General features: G+C 62.4%; 17 protein-coding genes. 5 read left to right on the top strand and 12 right to left on the bottom strand.

The window, feature by feature from the left end; translation table 11 throughout:
• Positions 1 to 29: 29 nt before the first annotated feature.
• Positions 30 to 2,078 carry a CocE/NonD family hydrolase gene (locus tag OP494_RS15780; protein WP_280542240.1) on the bottom strand — a complete coding sequence of 683 codons (2,049 nt, stop codon included), beginning with the start codon at positions 2,076 to 2,078 and terminating at the stop codon, positions 30 to 32.
• The gene (locus tag OP494_RS15775) at positions 2,075 to 3,625 is read right to left on the bottom strand and encodes a BCCT family transporter (RefSeq protein WP_280542238.1); all 1,551 of its coding nucleotides are present in this window, start codon (positions 3,623 to 3,625) and stop codon (positions 2,075 to 2,077) included. The genes OP494_RS15780 and OP494_RS15775 overlap by 4 nt, the downstream gene beginning before the upstream one ends.
• Before the next feature lie 203 nt (positions 3,626 to 3,828).
• Between OP494_RS15775 and OP494_RS15770 the strand changes: the two genes are divergently transcribed.
• Both OP494_RS15770 and OP494_RS15765 read left to right on the top strand, forming a co-directional pair.
• Positions 3,829 to 4,035, top strand: a complete 207-nt coding sequence (locus OP494_RS15770; RefSeq protein WP_280542236.1) for a DUF3820 family protein — start codon at positions 3,829 to 3,831, stop codon at positions 4,033 to 4,035.
• 102 nt (positions 4,036 to 4,137) lie between these two features.
• A complete protein-coding gene (locus OP494_RS15765; RefSeq protein ID WP_280542234.1) occupies positions 4,138 to 4,515 on the top strand; it encodes a LysR substrate-binding domain-containing protein in 378 nt (125 codons plus the stop codon).
• Between the two features lie 171 nt (positions 4,516 to 4,686).
• Here OP494_RS15765 and OP494_RS15760 read toward each other — a convergent pair whose 3' ends face one another.
• The 7 genes from OP494_RS15760 to deoC form a co-directional block, all read right to left on the bottom strand.
• On the bottom strand, positions 4,687 to 6,282 hold the full coding sequence (locus tag OP494_RS15760; protein WP_280542232.1) for a SulP family inorganic anion transporter: 1,596 nt from the start codon (positions 6,280 to 6,282) through the stop codon (positions 4,687 to 4,689).
• 96 nt (positions 6,283 to 6,378) lie between these two features.
• Positions 6,379 to 6,981: a carbonic anhydrase gene (locus OP494_RS15755; RefSeq protein WP_280542229.1), complete on the bottom strand. Its 603-nt coding sequence runs from the start codon at positions 6,979 to 6,981 to the stop codon at positions 6,379 to 6,381.
• A gap of 562 nt (positions 6,982 to 7,543) precedes the next feature.
• On the bottom strand, positions 7,544 to 7,966 hold the full coding sequence (cdd, locus tag OP494_RS15750; RefSeq protein ID WP_280542227.1) for a cytidine deaminase: 423 nt from the start codon (positions 7,964 to 7,966) through the stop codon (positions 7,544 to 7,546).
• Positions 7,959 to 8,690, bottom strand: coding sequence for a purine-nucleoside phosphorylase (deoD, locus tag OP494_RS15745; RefSeq protein WP_280542225.1), 732 nt, complete (start codon positions 8,688 to 8,690; stop codon positions 7,959 to 7,961). The genes cdd and deoD overlap by 8 nt, the downstream gene beginning before the upstream one ends.
• A gap of 4 nt (positions 8,691 to 8,694) precedes the next feature.
• Positions 8,695 to 9,933, bottom strand: a complete 1,239-nt coding sequence (locus OP494_RS15740) for a phosphopentomutase (protein ID WP_280542224.1) — start codon at positions 9,931 to 9,933, stop codon at positions 8,695 to 8,697.
• Positions 9,930 to 11,264, bottom strand: a complete 1,335-nt coding sequence (gene deoA / locus OP494_RS15735; protein WP_280542222.1) for a thymidine phosphorylase — start codon at positions 11,262 to 11,264, stop codon at positions 9,930 to 9,932. The genes OP494_RS15740 and deoA overlap by 4 nt, the downstream gene beginning before the upstream one ends.
• Before the next feature lie 94 nt (positions 11,265 to 11,358).
• On the bottom strand, positions 11,359 to 12,132 hold the full coding sequence (gene deoC / locus OP494_RS15730) for a deoxyribose-phosphate aldolase (protein WP_280542220.1): 774 nt from the start codon (positions 12,130 to 12,132) through the stop codon (positions 11,359 to 11,361).
• 244 nt (positions 12,133 to 12,376) lie between these two features.
• Between deoC and OP494_RS15725 the strand changes: the two genes are divergently transcribed.
• Both OP494_RS15725 and OP494_RS15720 read left to right on the top strand, forming a co-directional pair.
• The gene (locus tag OP494_RS15725) at positions 12,377 to 13,162 is read left to right on the top strand and encodes a DeoR/GlpR family DNA-binding transcription regulator (RefSeq protein WP_280542218.1); all 786 of its coding nucleotides are present in this window, start codon (positions 12,377 to 12,379) and stop codon (positions 13,160 to 13,162) included.
• A 57-nt stretch (positions 13,163 to 13,219) separates the two neighbouring features.
• A complete protein-coding gene (locus OP494_RS15720) occupies positions 13,220 to 13,957 on the top strand; it encodes a sulfite exporter TauE/SafE family protein (RefSeq protein ID WP_280542216.1) in 738 nt (245 codons plus the stop codon).
• Here OP494_RS15720 and OP494_RS15715 read toward each other — a convergent pair.
• Both OP494_RS15715 and OP494_RS15710 read right to left on the bottom strand, forming a co-directional pair.
• Complete coding sequence (locus OP494_RS15715; RefSeq protein WP_280542213.1) at positions 13,950 to 16,442, bottom strand: EAL domain-containing protein; 2,493 nt, start codon at positions 16,440 to 16,442, stop codon at positions 13,950 to 13,952. The two genes, OP494_RS15720 and OP494_RS15715, sit on opposite strands and share 8 nt — an antisense overlap.
• 154 nt (positions 16,443 to 16,596) lie before the next feature.
• Positions 16,597 to 17,526 (bottom strand): AraC family transcriptional regulator, encoded by a 930-nt coding sequence (locus OP494_RS15710; protein WP_280542211.1) that lies wholly within the window; start codon positions 17,524 to 17,526, stop codon positions 16,597 to 16,599.
• Positions 17,527 to 17,755: 229 nt separating this feature from the next.
• Between OP494_RS15710 and OP494_RS15705 the strand changes: the two genes are divergently transcribed.
• Positions 17,756 to 18,811 (top strand): NAD(P)-dependent alcohol dehydrogenase, encoded by a 1,056-nt coding sequence (locus OP494_RS15705; protein WP_280542209.1) that lies wholly within the window; start codon positions 17,756 to 17,758, stop codon positions 18,809 to 18,811.
• Between the two features lie 146 nt (positions 18,812 to 18,957).
• Here the strand turns inward: OP494_RS15705 and OP494_RS15700 are convergent, their stop codons facing one another.
• Positions 18,958 to 20,664 carry a hypothetical protein gene (locus OP494_RS15700; RefSeq protein ID WP_280542207.1) on the bottom strand — a complete coding sequence of 569 codons (1,707 nt, stop codon included), beginning with the start codon at positions 20,662 to 20,664 and terminating at the stop codon, positions 18,958 to 18,960.
• Between the last annotated feature and the right edge of the window lie 135 nt (positions 20,665 to 20,799).

The following is a 20,799-nucleotide window of genomic DNA, read 5'->3' as shown; positions in this document are numbered from 1 at the left end:
GCCCCGGAGCATAACATGCACGCCGCCGGTTAGAGGGCCGTACGTGGAATCTTCCGTTCCCATCGCTTCTCGCTGATCAACGTCTCGCCTTCATGGGCGATTTGCTCGGCGTTGAGATAGAAGGTCTGCGCGTCGCAATGCAGGTGATAACGGCTCACCACCTCGACCGCGAAGTGATCGCTTTGGGTGTTCTGGCCGTCGCCCCGGCTGGCGCGGTAGACCCATTCGATATCGGCGCGGGTGCGAGTGGCATCGCTGGGGTGGCTGGTATAGACCTCTTTGGCCTTCTGCTCGACGCGTAGACCGTGATCTTCGAAGCGAATGTCGCCCATGTCGTCTTCGACGGTGACGGTCACCTCGCCACTGCCGACGTCCTCGCTGATGGTGCGCTTGGGCTGACCGCCGCGGAGCGTTTCGACGCGACACGGCGTGGCACTCTCCGGCGCTTCGAACGGCATCGGGATGTAAGCCGCTTTTGAACATGGCAGCTCGAGCGTCGGCATGCCCGACTGAAGGGTCAGGTCGGCGCGCCTCGAAGGTGACCATACCAGTGGGAAGCTGGCGCTGGAGAGCGCCATGCGCAGGCGGTGTCCCGGGGGCAGGCGGTAGCCGATCAGATCCAGCGGCACGTGAACGTTCATCGGCTCGCCCGGCACCGGTGGATTGATCATGCCCGGGTTGTCACGCAGGTTGAGGTTGAGCGTGCCGTAGGTAATCAGCGCGCTTTCGCCGCTGGGGGCCACGTCGCACAGCCGCACGTGCAGTTGACCGCACGCTTCGGTGCTGGCGATCGACACTGCAAGCGTCGGTTGGCCGAGAATATCGAGTCCTTCGATGTAGGGCGCTGAGTCGAAGGTCAACGACAGGCCGTCGTCGCGACGCTGATCGGGGGGAAAGTCGGCGCCGAACCATAGTGGGATGTACTCGCCCTGTAGCGAGCCTGTGGTCAGCGGGGAGGCGATTTGCTGATCGTTGCTCAACCGGCCATTGCTCCCCAGACCATAATCGCCGAGTACCAGGGACTGCGTCTCGACCTCGTCGCTGGGCGCTGGCCAGGCGGAGGTTCGCACCCACTTCCCGGGGCGCTCGAGATACTTGGGCGCCGGCGGCACGCCGTCCTGCAGATAAAAAGTGCAAGGCGGCTCGTCCATGATGCCGGTGTCGGTATCCTTGAGCCAGTAGTCCCACCAGCGCAGCGCCTCCTGCAAAAAACCGATGGCCGGGTCGGGAATCGCGCAATGTGGATACTTGTGCATCCAGGGGCCGACCAGCGCCTTTTTCGGGCACGACAGGTGCTCCATCATGCGCGGAATGGCGTTGATGTAGGAATCGGCCCAGCCGCTGATCATGTAGACAGCCGCTTCGATGCCGCCTAGCGCTTGGTGATAGCCCTCGCAGATCGAGCCGTGTTTCCAGTAGTCGTCGCGATGCTGATGCTCGAGCCACGGCTCGGCGAGTAGCGGCATGTTGTCGAGGCGGTATTTCCACATTTCGCGCCATTTGTCGCCGACCAGCGCTGGGTCGGGCACGGCGGCGGAGAAGCTCAGCATGGTCGCCGCCCAGCCGAGATTCTCCAGCAGCATGTTGCCGCCCTTGTAGTGGATGTCGTCGGCATAGCGGTCGTCGGTGGAGCACAGCGTGATGATCGCCTTGAGCGGCTCGGGGCGCAGCGCGGCGAGTTGCAGGCTGTTGAAGCCGCCCCATGAGATGCCCATCATGCCGAGCTTGCCGTCGCACCAGGGCTGGCCGGCGATCCAGTCGATCACCTCCAGCGCATCACGTTGCTCCTGGAGAGCATACTCGTCCTCCATCAGCCCGTCGGACTCGCCGTTGCCGCGCATATCGACCCGAATGCAGGCATAACCGTGGCCGGCGAAATAGGGATGGGTCAGCTCGTCGCGCACCGCCGTACCATCGCGCTTGCGATAGGGCAGATACTCGAGGATCGCCGGCACCGGCTTCGACTCGGCGTTCTCAGGCAGCCAGATGCGGGCTGCCAACCGTGTACCGTCGGCCAGTATGATCCATTGGTTCTCGATCTCGCGCACGCGGTGTGGAAAGTCGTGCTTGATGTTCATGCGTCGTCCTTGGAGGCGTGAGAAGAGAGAGACGGTGTCCCGAGGCGCTCGGGATGTTTCAACCAGCGCCATAGCGAGCCCGTGGCGAGCAGCACGATGATCAGCGCAGGCAGGCCGCCGAGATTGGAGAGCATTTTGATGCCGTCGATCCCCACGAAGCTGACCATGACCCAGGAGACGATGCCGACGATGATGCCCCACAAGATTTTCATCGACACGCCGGTATTGAGATCCGAGTCGGCGGTCAGGCCACGGGTGCAAAGATTGCCGATGGCATCGGTCTGCGAATCTGCTGCGGTGACGTAGGAGATGTAGGCGATGAACAGCAGCAGCGGAATCCACACCTGCGAGAACGGCAGCTGGCGGAACAGCTCGTAAAGCACGTTCTCGACGCCGCGATCGCTGAGAATGGCATGCAGGTCGACACCGGTATGGGCCTGATAATAGAGCGCTGCGCCGGAGAAAATGATGACCCAAGCGGAGGCGAAAAGAGCTGGGTAGAACAGGTTGACCCGCAGGAACTCGCGTACCGTGTAGCCGCGTGAAATCTTGCCCAGGAACAGGGCCGCCATGGGTGCCCAGGCGAACCATACCGCCCAATAGAAGATCGACCACCATTGTGGCCACTGATCCTCGCCGGCGGCCCCGGTGAACAGGCTCTTGGTGAAGAAGCCGTCGAGATAGACGCCGAAGGACTCCACGCCCAGCGAGAGCATGAAACTCGTCGGGCCCACCACGAAGATGAAAACACCGAGAATCGCGAGCAATACGGCATTCAACGACGAGAGGCGCGCGATGCCTTTCTGCAGGCCGCTAGCCGCCGAGATCACGAACGTCACCACGATCACCGCGATGACCACGCCCAGTCGCAGTGGACTGGCTTCGCCGCCCAGATACTGCCCTGCGCCGCCGGCCAGCGTCAGCGCGCCGGTGCCAAGCGACGAGGCCATGCCCGCGACCAGCGCGTAGAGCGAGACCGCGTCGATCAAACCGCCGAAGCGCTTGACCTTGGGCCCGAAGACCGGCTCCAGCATGCTGGAGATCGAGAAACGCAGGCGCAGATTGTAGAACGCCAGAGCGAAGATCAGTGCCGGCACGGCGTAGATGGCATAGGGCGTGAACGACCAGTGCAGGAACATGGTCGACATCGCGAACAGCATGGCATCGCTGGAACCGGCTTCCAGACCTAGTGACTCGGGCGGTCCCATGAAGTGATAAAGCGGCTCGGCGGTGGTCCAGAACAACACGCCCACGGCTAGGGTGGTGCACAAAGTGATCGAAAACCAACGCAGCCGCGACAGCATGGGCGTTGCCTGCTCGCCGCCGATACGTAGTTTACCCAGCGGCGAGAAATAAACGATAACCGCCAACACCAGCAGGTACAGACTGCCCAGGCTAAATAGCCACGAAAAGTTATCCAGAATGGCATCGTTGAGCGCGCTGGTCGCCGCCAGGAAGGCATCGAGATTGACGTAGCTGGCGATCACTGCCGCCAGTAGCACCAGGAAGGTTGGCCAGAAAACCAAGGGCCGTAGCGATGTTTGCATCACCCAGTCTCCGTTTGTCGTTATCGTGTGGCGTTATGCGCCAATATCATGGCCTGCCACTCTACCGACACACGGTGCACTACGCTCAAACGTTGCCTGGTAATGGGGGTATGCGTGTGACGCATGGCATGCGCGCCATGGCGACGCGCATCGTTACATCCGTTAGCATGATTACTTCGAGCCGTTACGCGAGAAGCGCTTTCATGAACCCTGAAGATCTGCAACAGCTCACCACCCGCAAGATGCCCTTCGGCAAATATGAAGGCCGGCTGATCGCCGACCTACCGGGCCCCTACCTTGCCTGGTTCGCTCGGCAGGGCTTCCCCAACGGCGAGATCGGGCGGCTACTCGCCTTGATGCACGAAGTCGACCACAACGGGCTCAATGCTCTGCTTGAGCCGCTGCGTTGACGACTATCCAGCGGCAGCAGCCTCGGCCTGACTAGCCCGACGCCGCGTATTGCTCAGGCAAACGATGCCTTCATCGATCCGGTGAAGGAAGGCGTAGATGTCGTGGTGCGTGTGGGTGCCCTGAACGACTCTAGTCTTGTCGCGCGGCGACTGGTGCATCAGCACTTCGTGGTGTGTGCCTCGCCGGGGTATCTCGAACGCTGGGGCGTGCCGTCGACCCCTGATGCATTGTCGGAGCACAACTGTTTGATCTACAAGGGCACATGTGGCCAACAGCCGTGGTATTTCCGCGATCCTGGGGCGCGCAAGTACCGTGCCAGGGAGTTGCGGGGCAACTTGCGTAGCAATAACGCGGAAAGTCTGCTCGAGGCTTGCTTTGCAAGGCCAAGGCATCGTGTGGTTTCCGACCTGGCTGATTCACGAGGAAATCAGCGCCGGCCGGTTGTTACCGATTCTGTCGGCGTGGGAGGCATCTGGTGAGCCAGCGCCGCAAGGCATCCACGCCATCTTCCGCGGTATCTCTGGTCCGCAGACGCCAGGCAATAGTTGCGCCACGCTGTCGGGCGTTCGCCGAAGCCGCTGCCAGACAGTGTGGCGCTTTCGCGCTAGCCCTGAGCGATTATCGCGTTAAGGGCCCCGGTAGCGCGGTGATCAGGTCGGTTTGGCCTGATGGCCATCCCAGTGGGTATCTTGGGCCGATGTGGGCTCGGCCGCTCGACGCTTGTGGGCCTCTGTATAAGTTGCCGTATGACGATCCAGGCCGCGCAGTTCCACCGTGATGCCGCGTTTGGGAGCTCCACCGATGAAATGTGTGAGATCCTCGCGGATGTCTGGATCGATGAATTGAGTGGCCGAGGCGTCGACCACCAGATGACCGTCGTCCGGTACCCGCGACAGGAAGTGGCGCAGCGATTGTCGATTGAGGAACGAGACCTCGCTGTTGAAACGCAGAAGCGCGAAATCGCCCTGCATAGTCATCGACATGGCTGAGCGATAGTGAGCCCGGATCAGGAAGTACAGTGCCACCACGATGCCCATCAGCACGCCGATCAATAGATCAGTAGCCAGGATCGCGACGATGGTCACGACGAATGGGATGAACCGTTGCCAACCCGCGCGATACTGCGTGGCAATCAGCGCCGGCTTGGTCAGTTTATAGCCGGTGAACAGTAGGATCGCGGCCAGTGCGGACAGCGGTATCGTCTCCAGCGCGAAGGCCAGGAACGCCACCGACACCAGCAGCAGTAAGCCGTGCACGAAGCTGGCCAGAGGGGTCCGACCGCCGGCCTGGACGTTGGCTGAGCTACGTACGACCACCGCCGTCATCGGTAGGCCGCCGATCAGACCACAGAGCGTATTGCCCATGCCCTGAGCACACAGCTCGCGATGCGTCGATGACTTGCGGCCCATCGGGTCCATTTCGTCGACGGCCTCGACGCTGAGCAGCGTCTCGAGGCTGGCGACCAGTGCAATGGTGATGGCCGATAGGTAGATGCCCGGCGCCAGCCAATAGCTCAGATCCGGGGATTCCAGCGACGCCAGCAGCGAGGCGGGTCCTTCCAGATCGGGCAGGCTGACGTACTGCTCGGGTGATAACGCGAAGCCAGCCCCAGACGCCTGCATGGCCAAGCTCATAAGCACACCGACGATTACCGCCAACAGTGGCGGTGGTACGATCGCCAGCTTAGGGTAGCGCTTGGCCAGCGGTGTCTCGAAGAACGCCAGAATCGCCAGACAGACGAGCGTGATGGTCAGCGCCATCGGCGAGAAGCCATCGGCGAGCAGTCCTGGCGTGGTGATGCCGGCCTCGGTATCGGCCCCGTGGCCGATGGCTAGCGGTACTTGGGTGCCGATTAGGATCAAGCCAATACCGGCCAGCATGCCCTTGATCACGCCCGAAGGCACGAAGGCACCGATGATGCCCATGCGGGCAAAACCGAGGCCGAGCTGAATCAGGCCGGCGAGTACGGTCGCATAAAGTAGGCCGCCATAGCCGTATTGCTCAATTATACCGAGCACGATGGCTGTCAGGCCGGCGGCAGGCCCCGACACGGATAGCGGCGAGCCGCTGGCGAGAGCGACGATAAGCCCCCCGACCATGCCGGTGATCAGGCCCGCCAGCGGCGGTGCGCCCGAGGCAATGGCGATGCCTAGACACAGTGGTATGGCGACAAAGAACACGACCACGCCGGCGCGTATGTCGCGCCCCAGGTACCGGGTATCGAAAAACGAAGCGTTGCTGGACATGGAAAAGACTCGTTAGGGCGCTTGGCAGGACCAGACGCCGGAACTTTGAAAATTCGTTAGCGGGGCATTGGGCGGCTCGGCTGGCCACAGTGGCCTTCAGGCGACCGCCGCTTGCGTGCGCTCACAGATCGGCTCCAGTGCGCCACGGTCCAGGCTATAGACCAGACCGACGACCAGCGGCGGCTGCTCGGCGTTGCGTACCAGATCCAAATCGGCCAGATGGTCGGCCTGTGCGGCGACGTGACGCCTGACCATGTCGTTGACCCGGTTGGCCTCGTCGGGCGCCTTGGATAGCTCGTTCTTCACCCTTTCGTAGTGCGCCACGACAGGCTTCAGATGCGCATCGACATATGCCAGGCCGGTCGATTCGCCCGAGCAGGCGGCCCCCACGCCACCACAGCCTTCATGGCCACAAACGATGATATAGCGTACCCCCAAGACGGAAATGGCGTATTCCAGCGCACTCAGAAACGTCGGGTCTTCGGTGGCCACCAAGTTGGCCACGTTGCGATGCACGAACAGATCTCCCGGTGAGGCGTTGCACAGTTGTTCGGCCGGGACGCGACTATCGGAACAGCCGATCCAGAACGCTTCGGGGGACTGACCGGATTGTAGTCTCTCGAAGTGGTCGGGATCCCGGCTCAGCATTGATTCGACCCAGGCCTGATTCTCAAGGAGAACGCGTTCATGAAACTGCATGGTTAGAAGACCTTGTTTGCTCTTGGAGAATAAGACGTCACGCACACCGAATAATTTACGACTATTCGAATAGTCGCAAGTTATATCCTTGTATAGCCTGACATTGATGACTCCACCGAGTTCATTTAGTTAATAACTTTTCATTAATTTACAATAAATAACACCCGCAATGATTTTTGCTTTCGATGCGGTAGATCGTTGTACGCAGAATCGTACAAGGTATTAAGTGGCTAAATGTTGACATCCCAAATGATGCAATCAGCCTGGGAAATTATTCTCTTTTGACAGCCAAGGAACTTCTCCAGCAATTCATCCGGGAGCAGCAACAGGAAGGTTGGCCAGTAAACCAAGGGGTGTAGCGATGTTGGCATCACCCAGCCTCCGTTTATCGTTATCGTGTGGCTTCATGCGCCAATATCATGGCTTGTCAGCCTACCGATACACGGTGCATTACGATGAGATGTTGTCTGGTAATGAGGGTATGCGTGTGTTCATGGCGTGCGCGTCATGGCGACGCGCATCGTTCTGGGTAAGCGGGTAGTCCGAGTATCCGTTGTCTGCCTTACGATGGAGGTAGATTTTCCGGGCCGAAAGAGTCGGGCAGCAGTTGCTCCATGGTATAGCGCTTGAGTAGCGCGCCATCGCCGTCGAGGACGACGATGACGGTCGCCGGGGTGGCGAATTCGCGGATGCGCTGGCGGCAGTCGCCACAAGGGGTGCAAAGGTGTTCGCCGGGGCCGATGACGTAGAGCGTGGCGATCTCGCGCTCGCCTTGCGCAATCATCGCGCTAATGGCGCCGGCCTCGGCGCAGAGCCCTTTGTAGTTGGCGCTTTCCACGTTACAGCTTAGGTAATGCTGACCGCTTTCGGCAATCAACAAGGCCCCCACCGGATGGCGGGAATAGGGCGCATAAGCGCGCTCGCGCGTCTCGAGCAACGCTTGGCGCAGCGCATCGGAAAGCGGCGCGGGGGAGGTTTCAGCCATGGGTGGTTTCTCCCGCGTCGCGGAGCAGGGCTTCGAGGGTGATCGCCATCATCTCGTGAAAGCCGGTCTGACGGGTGTGTGCATCGAGCGCCTGGCCTTTGAGGATATGGTCGGAGACCGTGCATACGGTCAGCGCACGCGCACCGAATTCGGCGGCGACGCCATACAGGCCGGCGGCTTCCATCTCGACGCCGAGCACGCCGTGGCGCTTCATGAGCTCGAACAGGGCATCGTCGGGCGAATAGAACAGGTCCGCCGAGAACAGGTTGCCGACCTTGACGGGGGTGTTGCGTGCACGGGCAGCGTCGACGGCGTGCCGGGTCAAGTCGAAGTCGGCGATGGCGGCGAAATCGTGGCCCTTGAAGCGCGTACGGTTGACCCCGGAATCGGTACACGCGCCCATGCCGACGACGATGTCGTTGACGGCGACATCGTCGCGCACCGCGCCGCAGGAACCCACACGCACCAGGCGCTTGACGCCGTACTCGGTGATCAGTTCCTTGGCATAGATCGAGATCGAGGGGATGCCCATGCCGCTGCCCATCACCGAGATGCGCTGGCCCTGGTAGGTGCCGGTAAAGCCGAGCATGTTGCGTACTTGGTTGACGCATTCCACGTCGTCGAGAAAGGTCTCGGCGATGAATTGGGCGCGTAGCGGGTCACCGGGCATGAGCACGGTCTCGGCGAAGGCGCCTGCGGGGGCATCGATGTGCGGCGTCGACATGGCATCAGTCTCCTGTTGTCGTCGTGGTGGAGTCGGTTAGGAAGTCACTGCCGTGGGCCATGGGCGCGAGACCGAAATGCGTCGCCAGGCTCTGGCCGATGTCGGCGAAGGTCGCCAGACGCCCGGCATCGTCGCCCAACGGCCCCGGCGCCAAGTTCGCGCCGCTGGCGAGCACGGGGACTTGCTCGCGGGTGTGGTCGGTCCCTGTCCAGGTCGGGTCGTTGCCGTGATCGGCGGTGAGAATGAGCAAATCCTCGGGACGCAGCTTGGCGAGCACTTCCGGCAAGCGCCGGTCGAAGGCCTCCAGGGCTGCGGCGTAGCCGTCAGGGTCGCGCCGGTGACCGTAGAGCGTGTCGAAGTCGACGAAGTTGGTCATCACCAGCGTCCGATCGCCTGCTTCATCGATGGCCTTGAGCGTCGCGTCGAACAGCGCGTCATGGCCGTGGGCCTTGAGCACTTTCGAAACGCCGCAATGGGCATAGATATCGCCGATCTTGCCTACGCCCAATACCGTGCCGCCGTCGTCGTGCAGCTTTTGGAGTAAGGTCGGCGTGGGGGGCTCGATGGCGTAGTCGCGGCGGTTGCCGGTGCGCTCGAAGGCGTCCAGCGTTTCGCCGACGAAGGGGCGCGCGATGACGCGACCGATGTTGTAGGGCATCAGTAGCTCACGGGCGATTTCGCACAGCGCGTACAAGCGGTCGAGACCGAAATGGGTCTCGTGGGCGGTGATCTGGAATACCGAGTCCGCCGAGGTGTAGACGATCGGCTTGCCGCTTGCGATATGTTCTTCGCCAAGTTCCTCGAGTATCGGCATGCCGGACGCGTGACAGTTGCCCAGCACGCCGGGCAGGTCGGCGCGCTCGATCAGCGCTTCCAAGAGGTCGGGTGGGAAGCTCTGCGTCTTATCGAGGAAGTAACCCCATTCGAACAGCGCCGGCACGCCGGCGATTTCCCAGTGCCCGGAGGGCGTGTCCTTGCCTGAGGAAATCTCGGACGCCGCCGCGTAGGCGCCGTCGAGCGTCTCGGGGGGCGTGATGCCCTCGGCCCACTCGCCGGTGGCGAGATGGTGCGCGTGATAGAGCCCCAGCCTGGCTAGATTGGGCAACGCGAGCGGTCGGCCGGCAGCGGCACGGTGACGCGCGATATGGCCTAGCGTATCCGCCCCGGCATCGCTGAAGGCGGCGCCATCCGGGGCGTTGCCGATGCCGAAGGAATCAAGCACTAATAGAACAGCGCGGGTCATGACAGATCCTCCTTACGCAGGGTGGCGTGGATCGGTGACGCGGGCGCGACGCTACCTTCCTCGCCGAGGGTGAAGGCCGCATCCAATTGGCGTCTGATGGCCTCGGCGTCGGCTTGGCTGGCGGCGTGGAGGCGCAATAGTGGTTGGCCGGCCTCGACGCGCTGGCCGAGCGCGGCGATATGCGAGAGGCCGACGCGATGGTCGATGGCATCACCGGCATTGCGACGCCCGCCGCCCAGTTCGACCACGCCGAGCCCCAGCGCGCGCGTGTCGATGGCGTTGACGGTGCCGGCCCGAGGGGCGACGACATCGGTCGCGAAGGGCGCGGGCGCTAAATAGTGCTCGGGGCGTTCGGCCAGGTCGCTCGGGCCGCCGAGGCCATGCACCATGCGCGAGAAGCGTTCCAGTGCCTCGCCTGAGGCCAGCGCGGTTTCCAGGCGCGTGGCGGCGTCGGCGGCATCGTTGGCGAGACCGACTTGCACGAGCATTTCCGTGGCCAGGGCATGGGTAGTCTGATAGAGACGGCTATCGCGACCTTTTCCTCTCAGCAGACGCAGTGCTTCGTGCACTTCCAGGGCATTGCCGGCGCAGTCGGCCAGCGGCTGGTTCATGTCGGTCAACAGCACGCTGGTGGGCGTGCCGGCACCGCTGCCGATGGCGACGATGGCCTCGGCCAGTTCTCGTGAGGCCTCGGCGGTGGGCATGAAGGCGCCGTTGCCGACCTTGACGTCCATCACCAGAGTATCGAGGCCGCAGGCCAGTTTCTTGCCCAGAATCGAGGCCACGATCAGCGGCAGCGATTCCACCGTGGCGGTCACGTCGCGTACGCCGTACAAGCGCTTGTCGGCGGGGGCAAGCGTGCCGGTCTGGCCGATGATCGCCACACCGACGTCTTTCACCAACTGGCGGAAGACGCCGTCATCGGGCGTGACGTTATAGCCGGGAATCGCTTCGAGCTTGTCCAGCGTGCCGCCGGTGTGGCCGAGCCCGCGTCCTGAGATCATGGGCACGTGACCGCCACAGGCGGCGATCCACGGCCCCAGCACCAGCGAAACGAGATCGCCCACGCCGCCGGTGGAGTGCTTGTCGAGCACCGGGCCGTCGAGTTTCAGGTCGTTCCAGCGCAGGACTTGGCCGGAGTCGCGGGTGGCCTCGGTCAGCGCGATGGCCTCCTCGCGGTTCATGCCATTGAGCACGACCGCCATGGCGAAGGCGCCGATCTGGGCGTCGCCCACGCTGCCATCGGTGACGCCGCGCATGAAGGTGTGGATGGCGTCGGCGTCGAGGGCCTCGGCGTCACGCTTACGGCGGAGGATGTCTTGAATCAGCATGGCGATAACCGTGTTGTTGTTTGTCGTTGATTGTCGATGTCTGCCGTTGAGTATCGATGTCTGCCAGTGAGCGCGGGTACTTTTCGGACGGTGCCTAGTAGCCGTCTTGGGGTGCCTTGCCCTCACCGACTTCCAGAGTGGTGAGCAGGGCATCGAGCAACCCCGAGGCGCCAAAACGGAAGTGTGCGGGACTGATCCAGTCCTCGCCCATGATCCGCGCGGCCAGCTCGAGATAAGCCTTGGCGTCCTCGGTGGTGCGAATGCCGCCGGCGGCCTTGAAGCCGACGTCGCGGCCGCTGTCGCGAATCGTTTCGAGCATGATCTCGGCGGATTCGAGGGTGGCGTTGACGGCGACCTTGCCGGTAGAGGTCTTGATGAAGTCGGCACCGGCGGCAATGGCAATTTCCGCGGCTTGGCGGATCAGGGCGGGGTCCTTGAGTTCGCCGCTCTCGAGGATGACCTTCAAGGTCGCACCACCGCAGGTTTCACGGCAAGCCTCGACGAGCAGACGCCCGACATCGGACGCGCCGTCGAGCAGAGCCCGATAGGGAAAGACCACGTCGACTTCGTCGGCGCCGGCGGCTACGGCGAGGCGTGTCTCGCGCGCCGCGCGCTCGGCATTGGGGGCGCCGCCGGGAAAATTGGTCACCGTGGCGATGCGCACGCGTCGGGTCAGGCCGAGGGCGTCGAGTTCGCGCTGGGCGTCCTCGATGAAGGCTGGATACAGGCACAGTGCGGAGGGATGACCGACGGGGGTGTCGGCGCGGCGGCATAGTGCCTGAATCTGGGCGCTGTCGTCATCGTCGTTGAGCGAGGTCAGATCCATCAGGCTGAGCGCCTGACGGGCGGTGGACGTGAGGTCGGTCATGGGCGTGAGTCCCCGAGTGGTATGCATGCACCTGGCGCCGGTGCATGGGTCGATGAGTCGGTCGCGCGGGCGGCGAATGCGCCGGATGACACGCAAAAAGACGCTGGCATGGTAATGTCCTTATCTTTATTGTTGGGATGCCTTTGTTATTTTTTTAACAGAAATTTTGTGGCTAAGCTAACAAAATGTGCCGGGGGATGGCGAGCAACGCTCGTTGACCGGCGTGTCGACGGAGATATTGGAAATGAATAGCCGCAGTGCGGCACGCCTTCAATGGCTACAGGACACCTTGCGCGCGGAAGGCATGCTGCCGATCGCCGAGGCCGCTCAGCGCTGCCAAGTCTCGGAAATGACCATACGCCGCGACATCGCCGCCAGCCAGGACACCATCGTCTCGCTAGGCGGGCGTTTATTGCTGGCCGAGCATCCGCAGGTGTCCACCGGATATGATTTTGCCACTCAGCAGGATAGCTTCGCGCAGGCCAAGCAGCGCATGTGTGATGAAGCGGCGCGCATGATCGAGGCCGATGACACGATCTTCGTGGATTGCGGCACGACGCTGATTCCGTTGTTCGCTCAACTCGATCCCGACATGCCACTGACGGTGGTGACGTACGCGCTCAACGTCGCCAATGCCATCGAGAAAATGGCGCTGCCTCACGTACGTCTGGTATTGCTTGGCGGGCTTTATTACCCCGTGTCGCAGTCCTTCGGGGGTGAGGAATTGGTCACCGCGATCCGCCGTCTGGGTATCAACAAGGCGTTCATTTCCGCTGCGGGGGTACATGTCGATAAGGGGGTGAGCTGCTTTCATTTCCACGAAGTGGTGCCCAAGCAGGTGGCGCTGGAGACCGCTGTGCAGCGCATTCTCGTTGTCGACGAGAGCAAGCTCGATTTGGTGCGCCCGGCGTTTTTCGCTGACCTTGAGACCTTCGATGTGATGCTGACCAGCGGGATGGCGGGTGAGGCATTGCGTGACACCCTGGTGGCGCGGCCGGGACACGCTTGGCCGACGCTCAAGGTGCTGTGAGGGGGCGTGAATGCGGCTGCTGATTAATAGGCGCTACGGGGGCGATTTGGGACAGGCATGACGTTTCCTCTTTCTTTGGTGTTTCTCGGCGTGGTGTTTTTTGCCTCGGCGCTTTCCGGCGTCTTCGGCATGGCGGGCGGTTTGATCCTGATGGGCTTTCTGCTGGTGTGGATGCCGGCGACCACGGCCATCGCCGTGCACGGCATCATCCAAATGGGCTCCAACGCCTCGCGTGCCTGGCTCTCACGGCATTATATCGATTGGCGCATCGTGGCGTGGATCGTGCTGGGCGTAGTGATCGCGGCGCTGCTGCTAGCCAGCGTTCGTTACACTCCCAGCGAAAATGTGGTGTTGCTTTTGATCGGGGTCATGCCGGTCCTGGTGTGGTTGCCGCGTCGCTGGTTCCGGTTCGATGTCTCGCGTCCCGCCGATGCCATCCTGTGTGGCCTGGTGGCCGGTGGATTGACCATCGCCGCCGGGGTGTCGGGGCCGACCATTGATATCGGCTTCGTGCGCACGCGGCTCGATCGGCGCACGGTCGTGGCCTCCAAGGCGGCGATTCAAGTCATCGCGCATACCATCAAGGTGGTGTTTTATTTCCAGGCGGTGCTATCACTGGAGCGGGGACAGTGGGGCTGGATCGCCCTGGCGATTCCCTTGAGTTTCCTGGGGACGCGTTCGGGAAACGCCATCCTGAAGCGGCTCACCGATGCGAGCTTCCGCGGCTGGACGCGCTGGCTGGTCACCCTGGTGGGCGGATACTACGCCGTGCGTGGCGTGATGGGGCTTATTTGAGTGTCGTGTGCTGTGCGGGCAGCGGCGTGACGAGCGCTTCGAAAGCCTCGACGGGGCTGGGGCGCCCATAGTAATAGCCCTGGTAATGATGGCAGCCGAGCCGCGCGAGGAAATCGCGTTGGGGCAGGGTTTCCACGCCTTCGGCCACAGTCTTGAGTTGCAGGCTGTCGGCCAGGGCGATGATGGTCTTGACGATAGCGGCATCGTTGGCCTCGACCAGAACATCCCGCACGAAGGAAACATCGATCTTCAAGGCATTGAACGGCAGGCGCTTCAAATAGGCCAGTGACGAATAACCGGTGCCGAAGTCATCCAAAGAAAAACTCACGCCATGGTGCTTGAGCTGCATCATCTTCTCGATGACGCCCTCGACGTTGGCGAGTAGCAGGCTTTCGGTGAGCTCCAGAGTCAGGCGTTCGGGCGGCGCTTGATGCTCGGCGAGCGTGGCCAGCACCTGGGCGACGAAGTCGTGCTTTTGAAACTGGTGCACGCTGACATTGACGGACAGCTGCAAGTGGGCCAAGGCCGGATCGGTGGCCCAGCGAGCCAGCCGTTCGCATGCCTTTGCCAGCACCCATTGTCCGATGGGCACGATCAAGCCGGTTTCTTCGGCGAGGGGAATGAATGCGCCCGGGGAGATCATGCCACGTTCGGGATGCTGCCAACGGATCAACGTTTCGGCCCCGATGATGGTGCCTTCGGCATCGACCTGGGGTTGGTAGTACAAGCGCATTTGCTCGTCATGGATAGCCTGGCGCAGCTCGGCTTCCAGCAATAGGCGATCCTGGAAGGCGGATTCCATTTCGGGATGGAAGACGCGACTCACGTTGCCACCGTCCTGCTTGGCCCGCGAGAGTGCCAGACTGGCGCGTTTGACCAGCTCGTCCGTGGCCACGTCGTCGTCCCCGAACCACACCCCGCCCAGGCTATGCGTCGTAGTGTGTGAATGATCGTCGAGATCGTACACGCCGCCGATGACTTGTCGCACGGTGGTCATGTGGTGTTGCAAGTCGGCAATGGCGGCGCTGCGATCGGATGGCAAGCCGCTCACCACCAAGGCGAATTCGTTGCCGCCCAGGCGTGCCAGGTCATGCTCGTGGCGTGCGAAACGCTTGAGACGGCGTGCCACATGGCGCAGCAGCATATCGCCGGCGGCATTACCCCGTGAGTCGTTGAGTGCCTTGAAATTGTCGATGTCGAGCATGATCAGCGCACCGCTTTGTCCCCGCGTGTGACTCGCGGCTTGCACGGCGTCGAGGCGCGTATAAAGGGTTTGGCGATTGGGCAGGTCGGTCAGGGTGTCGTGATGGGCGAGGCGATGGATTTTTGCCTCCGCCTCGCGGCGCGCGCTCAGATCGTGGAGCGTGGCGACGTAATGGCGGGTGGCGCCGTGGCTGTACTCGACGCAGCTGACGCTCAAGCGCGCGGGAAACGCCTGGCCGTCCTTGCGTCGCGCCTTGATCTCACCTTGCCATTGTCCGCTGTCGATGATGTGGCGGCGGATATCGCGATGGATCCGGGCGCTTTCATGGGAGTGCTCGAGCACTGACAGAAGCTGGCCCTGAATGTCGGCGGAGGTGTAGCCGGTCATGGCCGTGAAGGCCCGATTGCTGAGTACGATCCGGCCCTGGGTATCGAACAGCAGGAAGGCGTCATTGATCGCGGCGATGACTTCCATCAACTGCTCGCGCGACATCGTCGACTGACGGGCATGACGCTGCAGGCGCCGGTCGATGGCGACACTCAGCGCGGCGACCAGCAATAACAGTGTCACGACACCGCTGACACTGATGGCGAGCCACGAGGTCGATGTTTCCACCATATGATGAGGCGCGGGTACCGGGAGATAATACGTGGCGGACATGGCGACGTAATGCATGCCGCTGATGGCCAATGCAATGCAGGCGGCGACCCCGAATGACCGGCGATCGAGGTGTGTCAGGCGTCGATGGCGCACGCAGTAGCGGTGGGCCAGCATTGCCACCATGCCGAGTACGAGCGCGACGCCGAGTGACATGAAGAAAAGGGTTGCGTCGTAGCGCACGGCGACGGGCATACGCATGGCCTCCATGCCCAAGTAGTGCATGGTGCCGATCCCCGCTCCTAACACCAATCCACCCAGTACGGAGTAGCGCAGGGTTGCGATGGGCTGGGCCATGATGCGCAGTGCGTAGCCGCTGCCGAGAACGGCGGGGAGTAGCGACAAGAGCGTCATCCCCACATCGTATTGCATGGGCAGCGGCAGACGCAGGGCCAGCATGCCGGTGAAATGCATGCTCCACACGCCAAGCCCCATCATACCGGCGCCGGCGATCAACCAGACGCCGCGTCGTAGGCGGCTATCGGCTTCCTGCATGCGTTCGCCGATCAGCAAGCCGAGCCCAGCGGCGAGCCACGCCACCAGGCATGACAGCACGATCAAGCCTGGCTCCCATTGGCCTTGAATGGGGGCGTTGATAGAGTCTGTGGAAGTGAGATGGATCATTCTTTCAGCGCTTTCCTGGTCAGGCATCGTGCGGCCATGGCCGGTATTGTGCTGGATGCGTCGATGAGTGGGCCGTGTGCTGGGCGGGCGCCGCGCAAGGACTCAGGGTAACGTCATCGAGGCAGGTAAGTCGCTATTTGCATGCGTCCTTCGCCTAGGAAGCGGCCGGTGTGGCGCGCTGTCGATCCTCCAGCGGGCTGCGACCGAAATAGCGTTTGTAATCGCGGCTGAACTGCGACGCACTTTGATAACCCACCTGAGTGGCCGCCTGCGCGACCTGGTGCCCTTGCTGGGTGAGCAGGGCGCGCGCCTTGAGCAGGCGCAGGCGCTTGAGGTACTGCATCGGCGCGAGCTGTGTGGTGCGCTTGAAGTGATGATGGAAATGCGAGGCGCTCATGTTGACGCGTTGCGCGAGTGCATCAACGTTCAGGGTCTGGGTGTAGTGACGATGCAGGAAAGTCAGCGCCTCGGCGATGCGCGAATATTGGCCATGGTAGGCGACCAGCTGACGCAACGAGGCTCCCTGCGGCCCACGCAACGCGGTGAACAGGACTTCGCGGATGCGCCCATCGCCTAGCGCGGCGGCTTGATCGGGGTCGGCGAGGCAATCGATGAGCCGTGACACGTTTTCTTCCATGTCGGCGTCCATGGATACGGCGGCCATGGGCGCGGGCATGCGCGTGGACGTCGTCGAGGGCAGGCGCGCTACCAAGTCGCTGAGCATGGCCATATCGAGGCTCACCGATAAGCCTAGCAAAGGCTTGGTATCGGAAGCGTGGGTTTCGCACTCGAACGGGAGCGGCATGGCCTGGATCAGATAGTGGCCGGCACCGTAATGAATGATGCGTTCGCCGAGATACCCGGTCTTGTTGCCCTGGACGATGATTACCAGGCTGGGCTCGTACATGAGGGGCGTGCGCGGGTGGCCGCAATGCGAGGCGATCAGTTGTACGCCGGGCAGTGTGGTGGACGTGAAGCCATCCCGAGTCGTCAGCGGCGCCAAGCGCGCAGCCAGCCGGGTCTCCGAGGCAGACTCGGCGCTGGCCCCGACGGCGGTCAAGTGAGAGGGCAGTGGGTGGGTCATGGGGTGGCTCCTCGGCAATGACGAACGCTCATAAGAATAACATCGTGCATGAAAAATACCGCCTACTCGGCGATTCAGGAGGCGATACAAGAGCTCTGGGCAAATATCACACAGAATCGGGCATGGAGGAAATCGCCGACGGCGCCCACAATGTCGGTGTTCGCGACCCAGGCTGGGCAATTCGCCGAGCCGGTACGCGGTTGCACTCACCAGTTATAGGATATTCGCTATGCCACAAGCTACGGGCTATGCAATGCACTCTGCGGAGTCGGCACTCGAGCCATTTGCCTTCGAGCGTCGCGAACCGCGCCCGGATGATGTCGCTATCGAGATTCTTTACTGCGGCGTTTGCCACAGTGATCTGCATTTTGCACGCGACGACTGGGGGATGGCGCAGTATCCGATCGTACCGGGCCACGAGATCGTCGGCCGCGTCACATCCGTCGGCAGCGAGGTCGCCAACTTCAAGGAAGGCGACGTGGTCGGCGTGGGGTGCATGGTCGATTCTTGCCGTCATTGCCAGGCGTGCGGCGATGGTCTGGAGCAGTATTGTGCCGAAGGTTTCACCATGACCTACGGCAGCCCCGATCGCCACGACGGCAGCCTGACCCAGGGCGGCTATTCCGACCGGGTCACGGTCAGCGAGCGTTTCGTGCTGCGCATGCCGGAAGGCATCGATCTTAAATCCGCCGCGCCGCTGCTGTGCGCCGGTATCACCACCTATTCACCGCTCAGGCATTATGGCGTCAAGCCGGGCCATAAGGTCGGCGTAATCGGCATGGGTGGTCTCGGTCACATGGGGGTCAAGCTGGCCCAGGCGCTGGGTGCCGAGGTCACGCTGTTCACGCGTTCCGAGAGCAAGATTGCCGAGGCCAAGTCCAACGGCGCCGATCACGTGGTGGTCTCCACCGATGAGGAGCAGATGGCGGCGGTCACCGAGACCTTCGACTTCATGCTCGATACCGTGCCGAACGAGCACGACCTGAATCCGTACCTGCAGGCCTTGAAGTACGACGGCACGCACATCCTGGTCGGCCAGATGCAGCCATTGGAGCCCGGCGTGGCAGGCGCCAACCTGATCTTCCGGCGCCGTGTGCTGGCCGGTTCGCTGATCGGCGGGATTCCCGAGACGCAAGAACTGCTGGATTTCTGCGCCGAGAAGGGCATCACCTGCGATGTCGAGATGATCGATATCCAGAATATCAATGAGGCCTGGGATCGCATGCAGAAAGGCGACGTGCGTTATCGCTTCGTCATCGACATGGCATCGATGAAGAACGGCTGAGCAAGCCGCGACGGCTTACCCAGTGATCGTGTCAGGCGCGGGCTATGCCCCGCGCCTTTTTCGTTTCTGGCAGGTCGCAGAATGGGTCATGAGTGGTGATGCCGTAAGGGCACCAGAACGCCTTCGGGCGCTCTGGGCAAGTGGCGTTACTGCTGCCAGTCGATACGGTTGTCGATGACCAGGCCGTCGTCTTCCATGCGCATGCGTATTACAACGTTGTCGATGCGCTCGAACTGGTTCCGCATGGCATCGAGCTGCTCCTCGATTGCGGCGGCGTCGTTGCCCGCGAGGTTGCCGAAAGTGTCGGCCAACTGAAGCCACTTGGCGTATATGTCACCGGAAAGCTTGAGGTGCATCAGCTCGCCCGCCTCGCCGGTTTCGTCCTGCAGCAGGGTCTTGAGCGTTGCCTGCTCGCCTTGGCCCGTGGCTACGCCGAGTGCCTTGTCTGTCATGGCCAGCCAGGCCGGCGTGTCGCCAAGCATCGCGGTGAGTTGTGGCGGCAGCGCTTGGGGTTCGCCGTCTCCGGAAAGCGAGAGTGTTGCCAGTCCGGGCAGCATGCTCTGACCGATCGCCAGGAGGCCGTCGGGGTCGTTGGAGGCGACCAGCAGGGAGACCTTGATGGCGGGCTGACTGCTGTCTTCGGGCATCGCGAACTCATCGATCACCAGTCGCATACCGCGCAGGCTACCTAAGGGAGGCATGGCCAGCATGTTGGCCTGACGGCCGAGTTCGTCCAGGTCGTTGTTGAGTTCGGCAAGCGCCGGGCAGTCGAACGGTGTGGTGCGTACGTGCTGGATCTGTTGGGTCAGCAGATCGCGCAGATCGTTCATGGGCAGCGCGATTGCTAGGTCGAAGGGAGACTCGAGCGAGTCCTTGCCCAGGCCCGGCAGCGTGGACGTGAGCGAGGCAAACGGGGCGGCAATATCCTCGGCCAATGCCACATCGACGCGTTGCTCGGTGCGTTCGGCGTCGAGCGTGGTGTAACCGGCGCTTAGTCGAGGCATGCGTGAGGCTAGGCGCGCCGCGTCCTTGCGGCAGCTCGCCGAAACCGGCTCTGGGGCCTGGCCTTGCGTCTGCTCGGCGAATGCGCGAAAGGACTGGATCATGGGATCTTGGCTGCCGGTGAGCAAGGTCGCCAAGCGTGTCGTATCGACATAGCCCAGCCCGTAGGGCAGGTAGCCTTTGGCGTCGGCCAACTCGCTGAGCCGCTGAGTATCCTGCACGCTGTTGTCGGGCAGACGCGTGCCTAGCAGTTGCTGAAGAGCGTCGTCATCCAGGTCGGTGGGGGCCATTGCTAGCACTGCCTGGCCGTCATGAACGGCGCTCAGAAGTTGCAGCGGTGCCTCGCCGAGGCGTGCCTGGCGGTATTTGAGCTCGCCCTGCGTATGGGTTTCCAGCGGCCGGCCGGCAGCATCGGCAAGACGTTGCAGGAAAGCCTGGTAACGCTCGGCATCGCTGATGCTAAGGCGTAATACGGGGCTCAGGCCCAGACCATAGAGCGCGCTGCGGCCCCCCAAGTCGACGCCGATCTGTTTAGCGACCTGCTGATAGTCCGATTTGTCGGCAAGTTCCTCGGCGAGTGCATCGAGCACATTGGCGAGGGACTCGGCCTCGCCGTCGTGGCGCAGTTCCTCTGCGAATTGGCGCAAGTCGACACGCTGTTGCGCGAGTGAGGCATTCGATGACGCCAGCGCGGCATCGAGAGTCGCGTCGTCGAGGGTGTCGAGATTGGCGAAGAGAAAGGGGGTATCAGCCGGAACATGCGCCAGCGGTGCGTCTGCCGAGTCTTGCCCGCAACCCGACAGCAGCACGCTGCCAGCCATCACGCAGGCAAGTGAGATACGTCGTAACATGGTGTTCCCTTGTATTCATTGATGATCCCCGAGCTTGGGTCGGGCGATACCGGTACCGCAGCGACTGGCAGGAATAGGCGTGTATCACGCTATGCCGCGCCACTCTTGAAGTGGTGACTATATCGCTTGGGTGTC

Source organism: Chromohalobacter sp. 11-W (assembly GCF_029889905.1).
Classification (GTDB): domain Bacteria; phylum Pseudomonadota; class Gammaproteobacteria; order Pseudomonadales; family Halomonadaceae; genus Chromohalobacter.
Note: the sequence above shows the minus strand (reverse complement) of the source record. Positions and strands in the feature narration are given on the sequence as shown.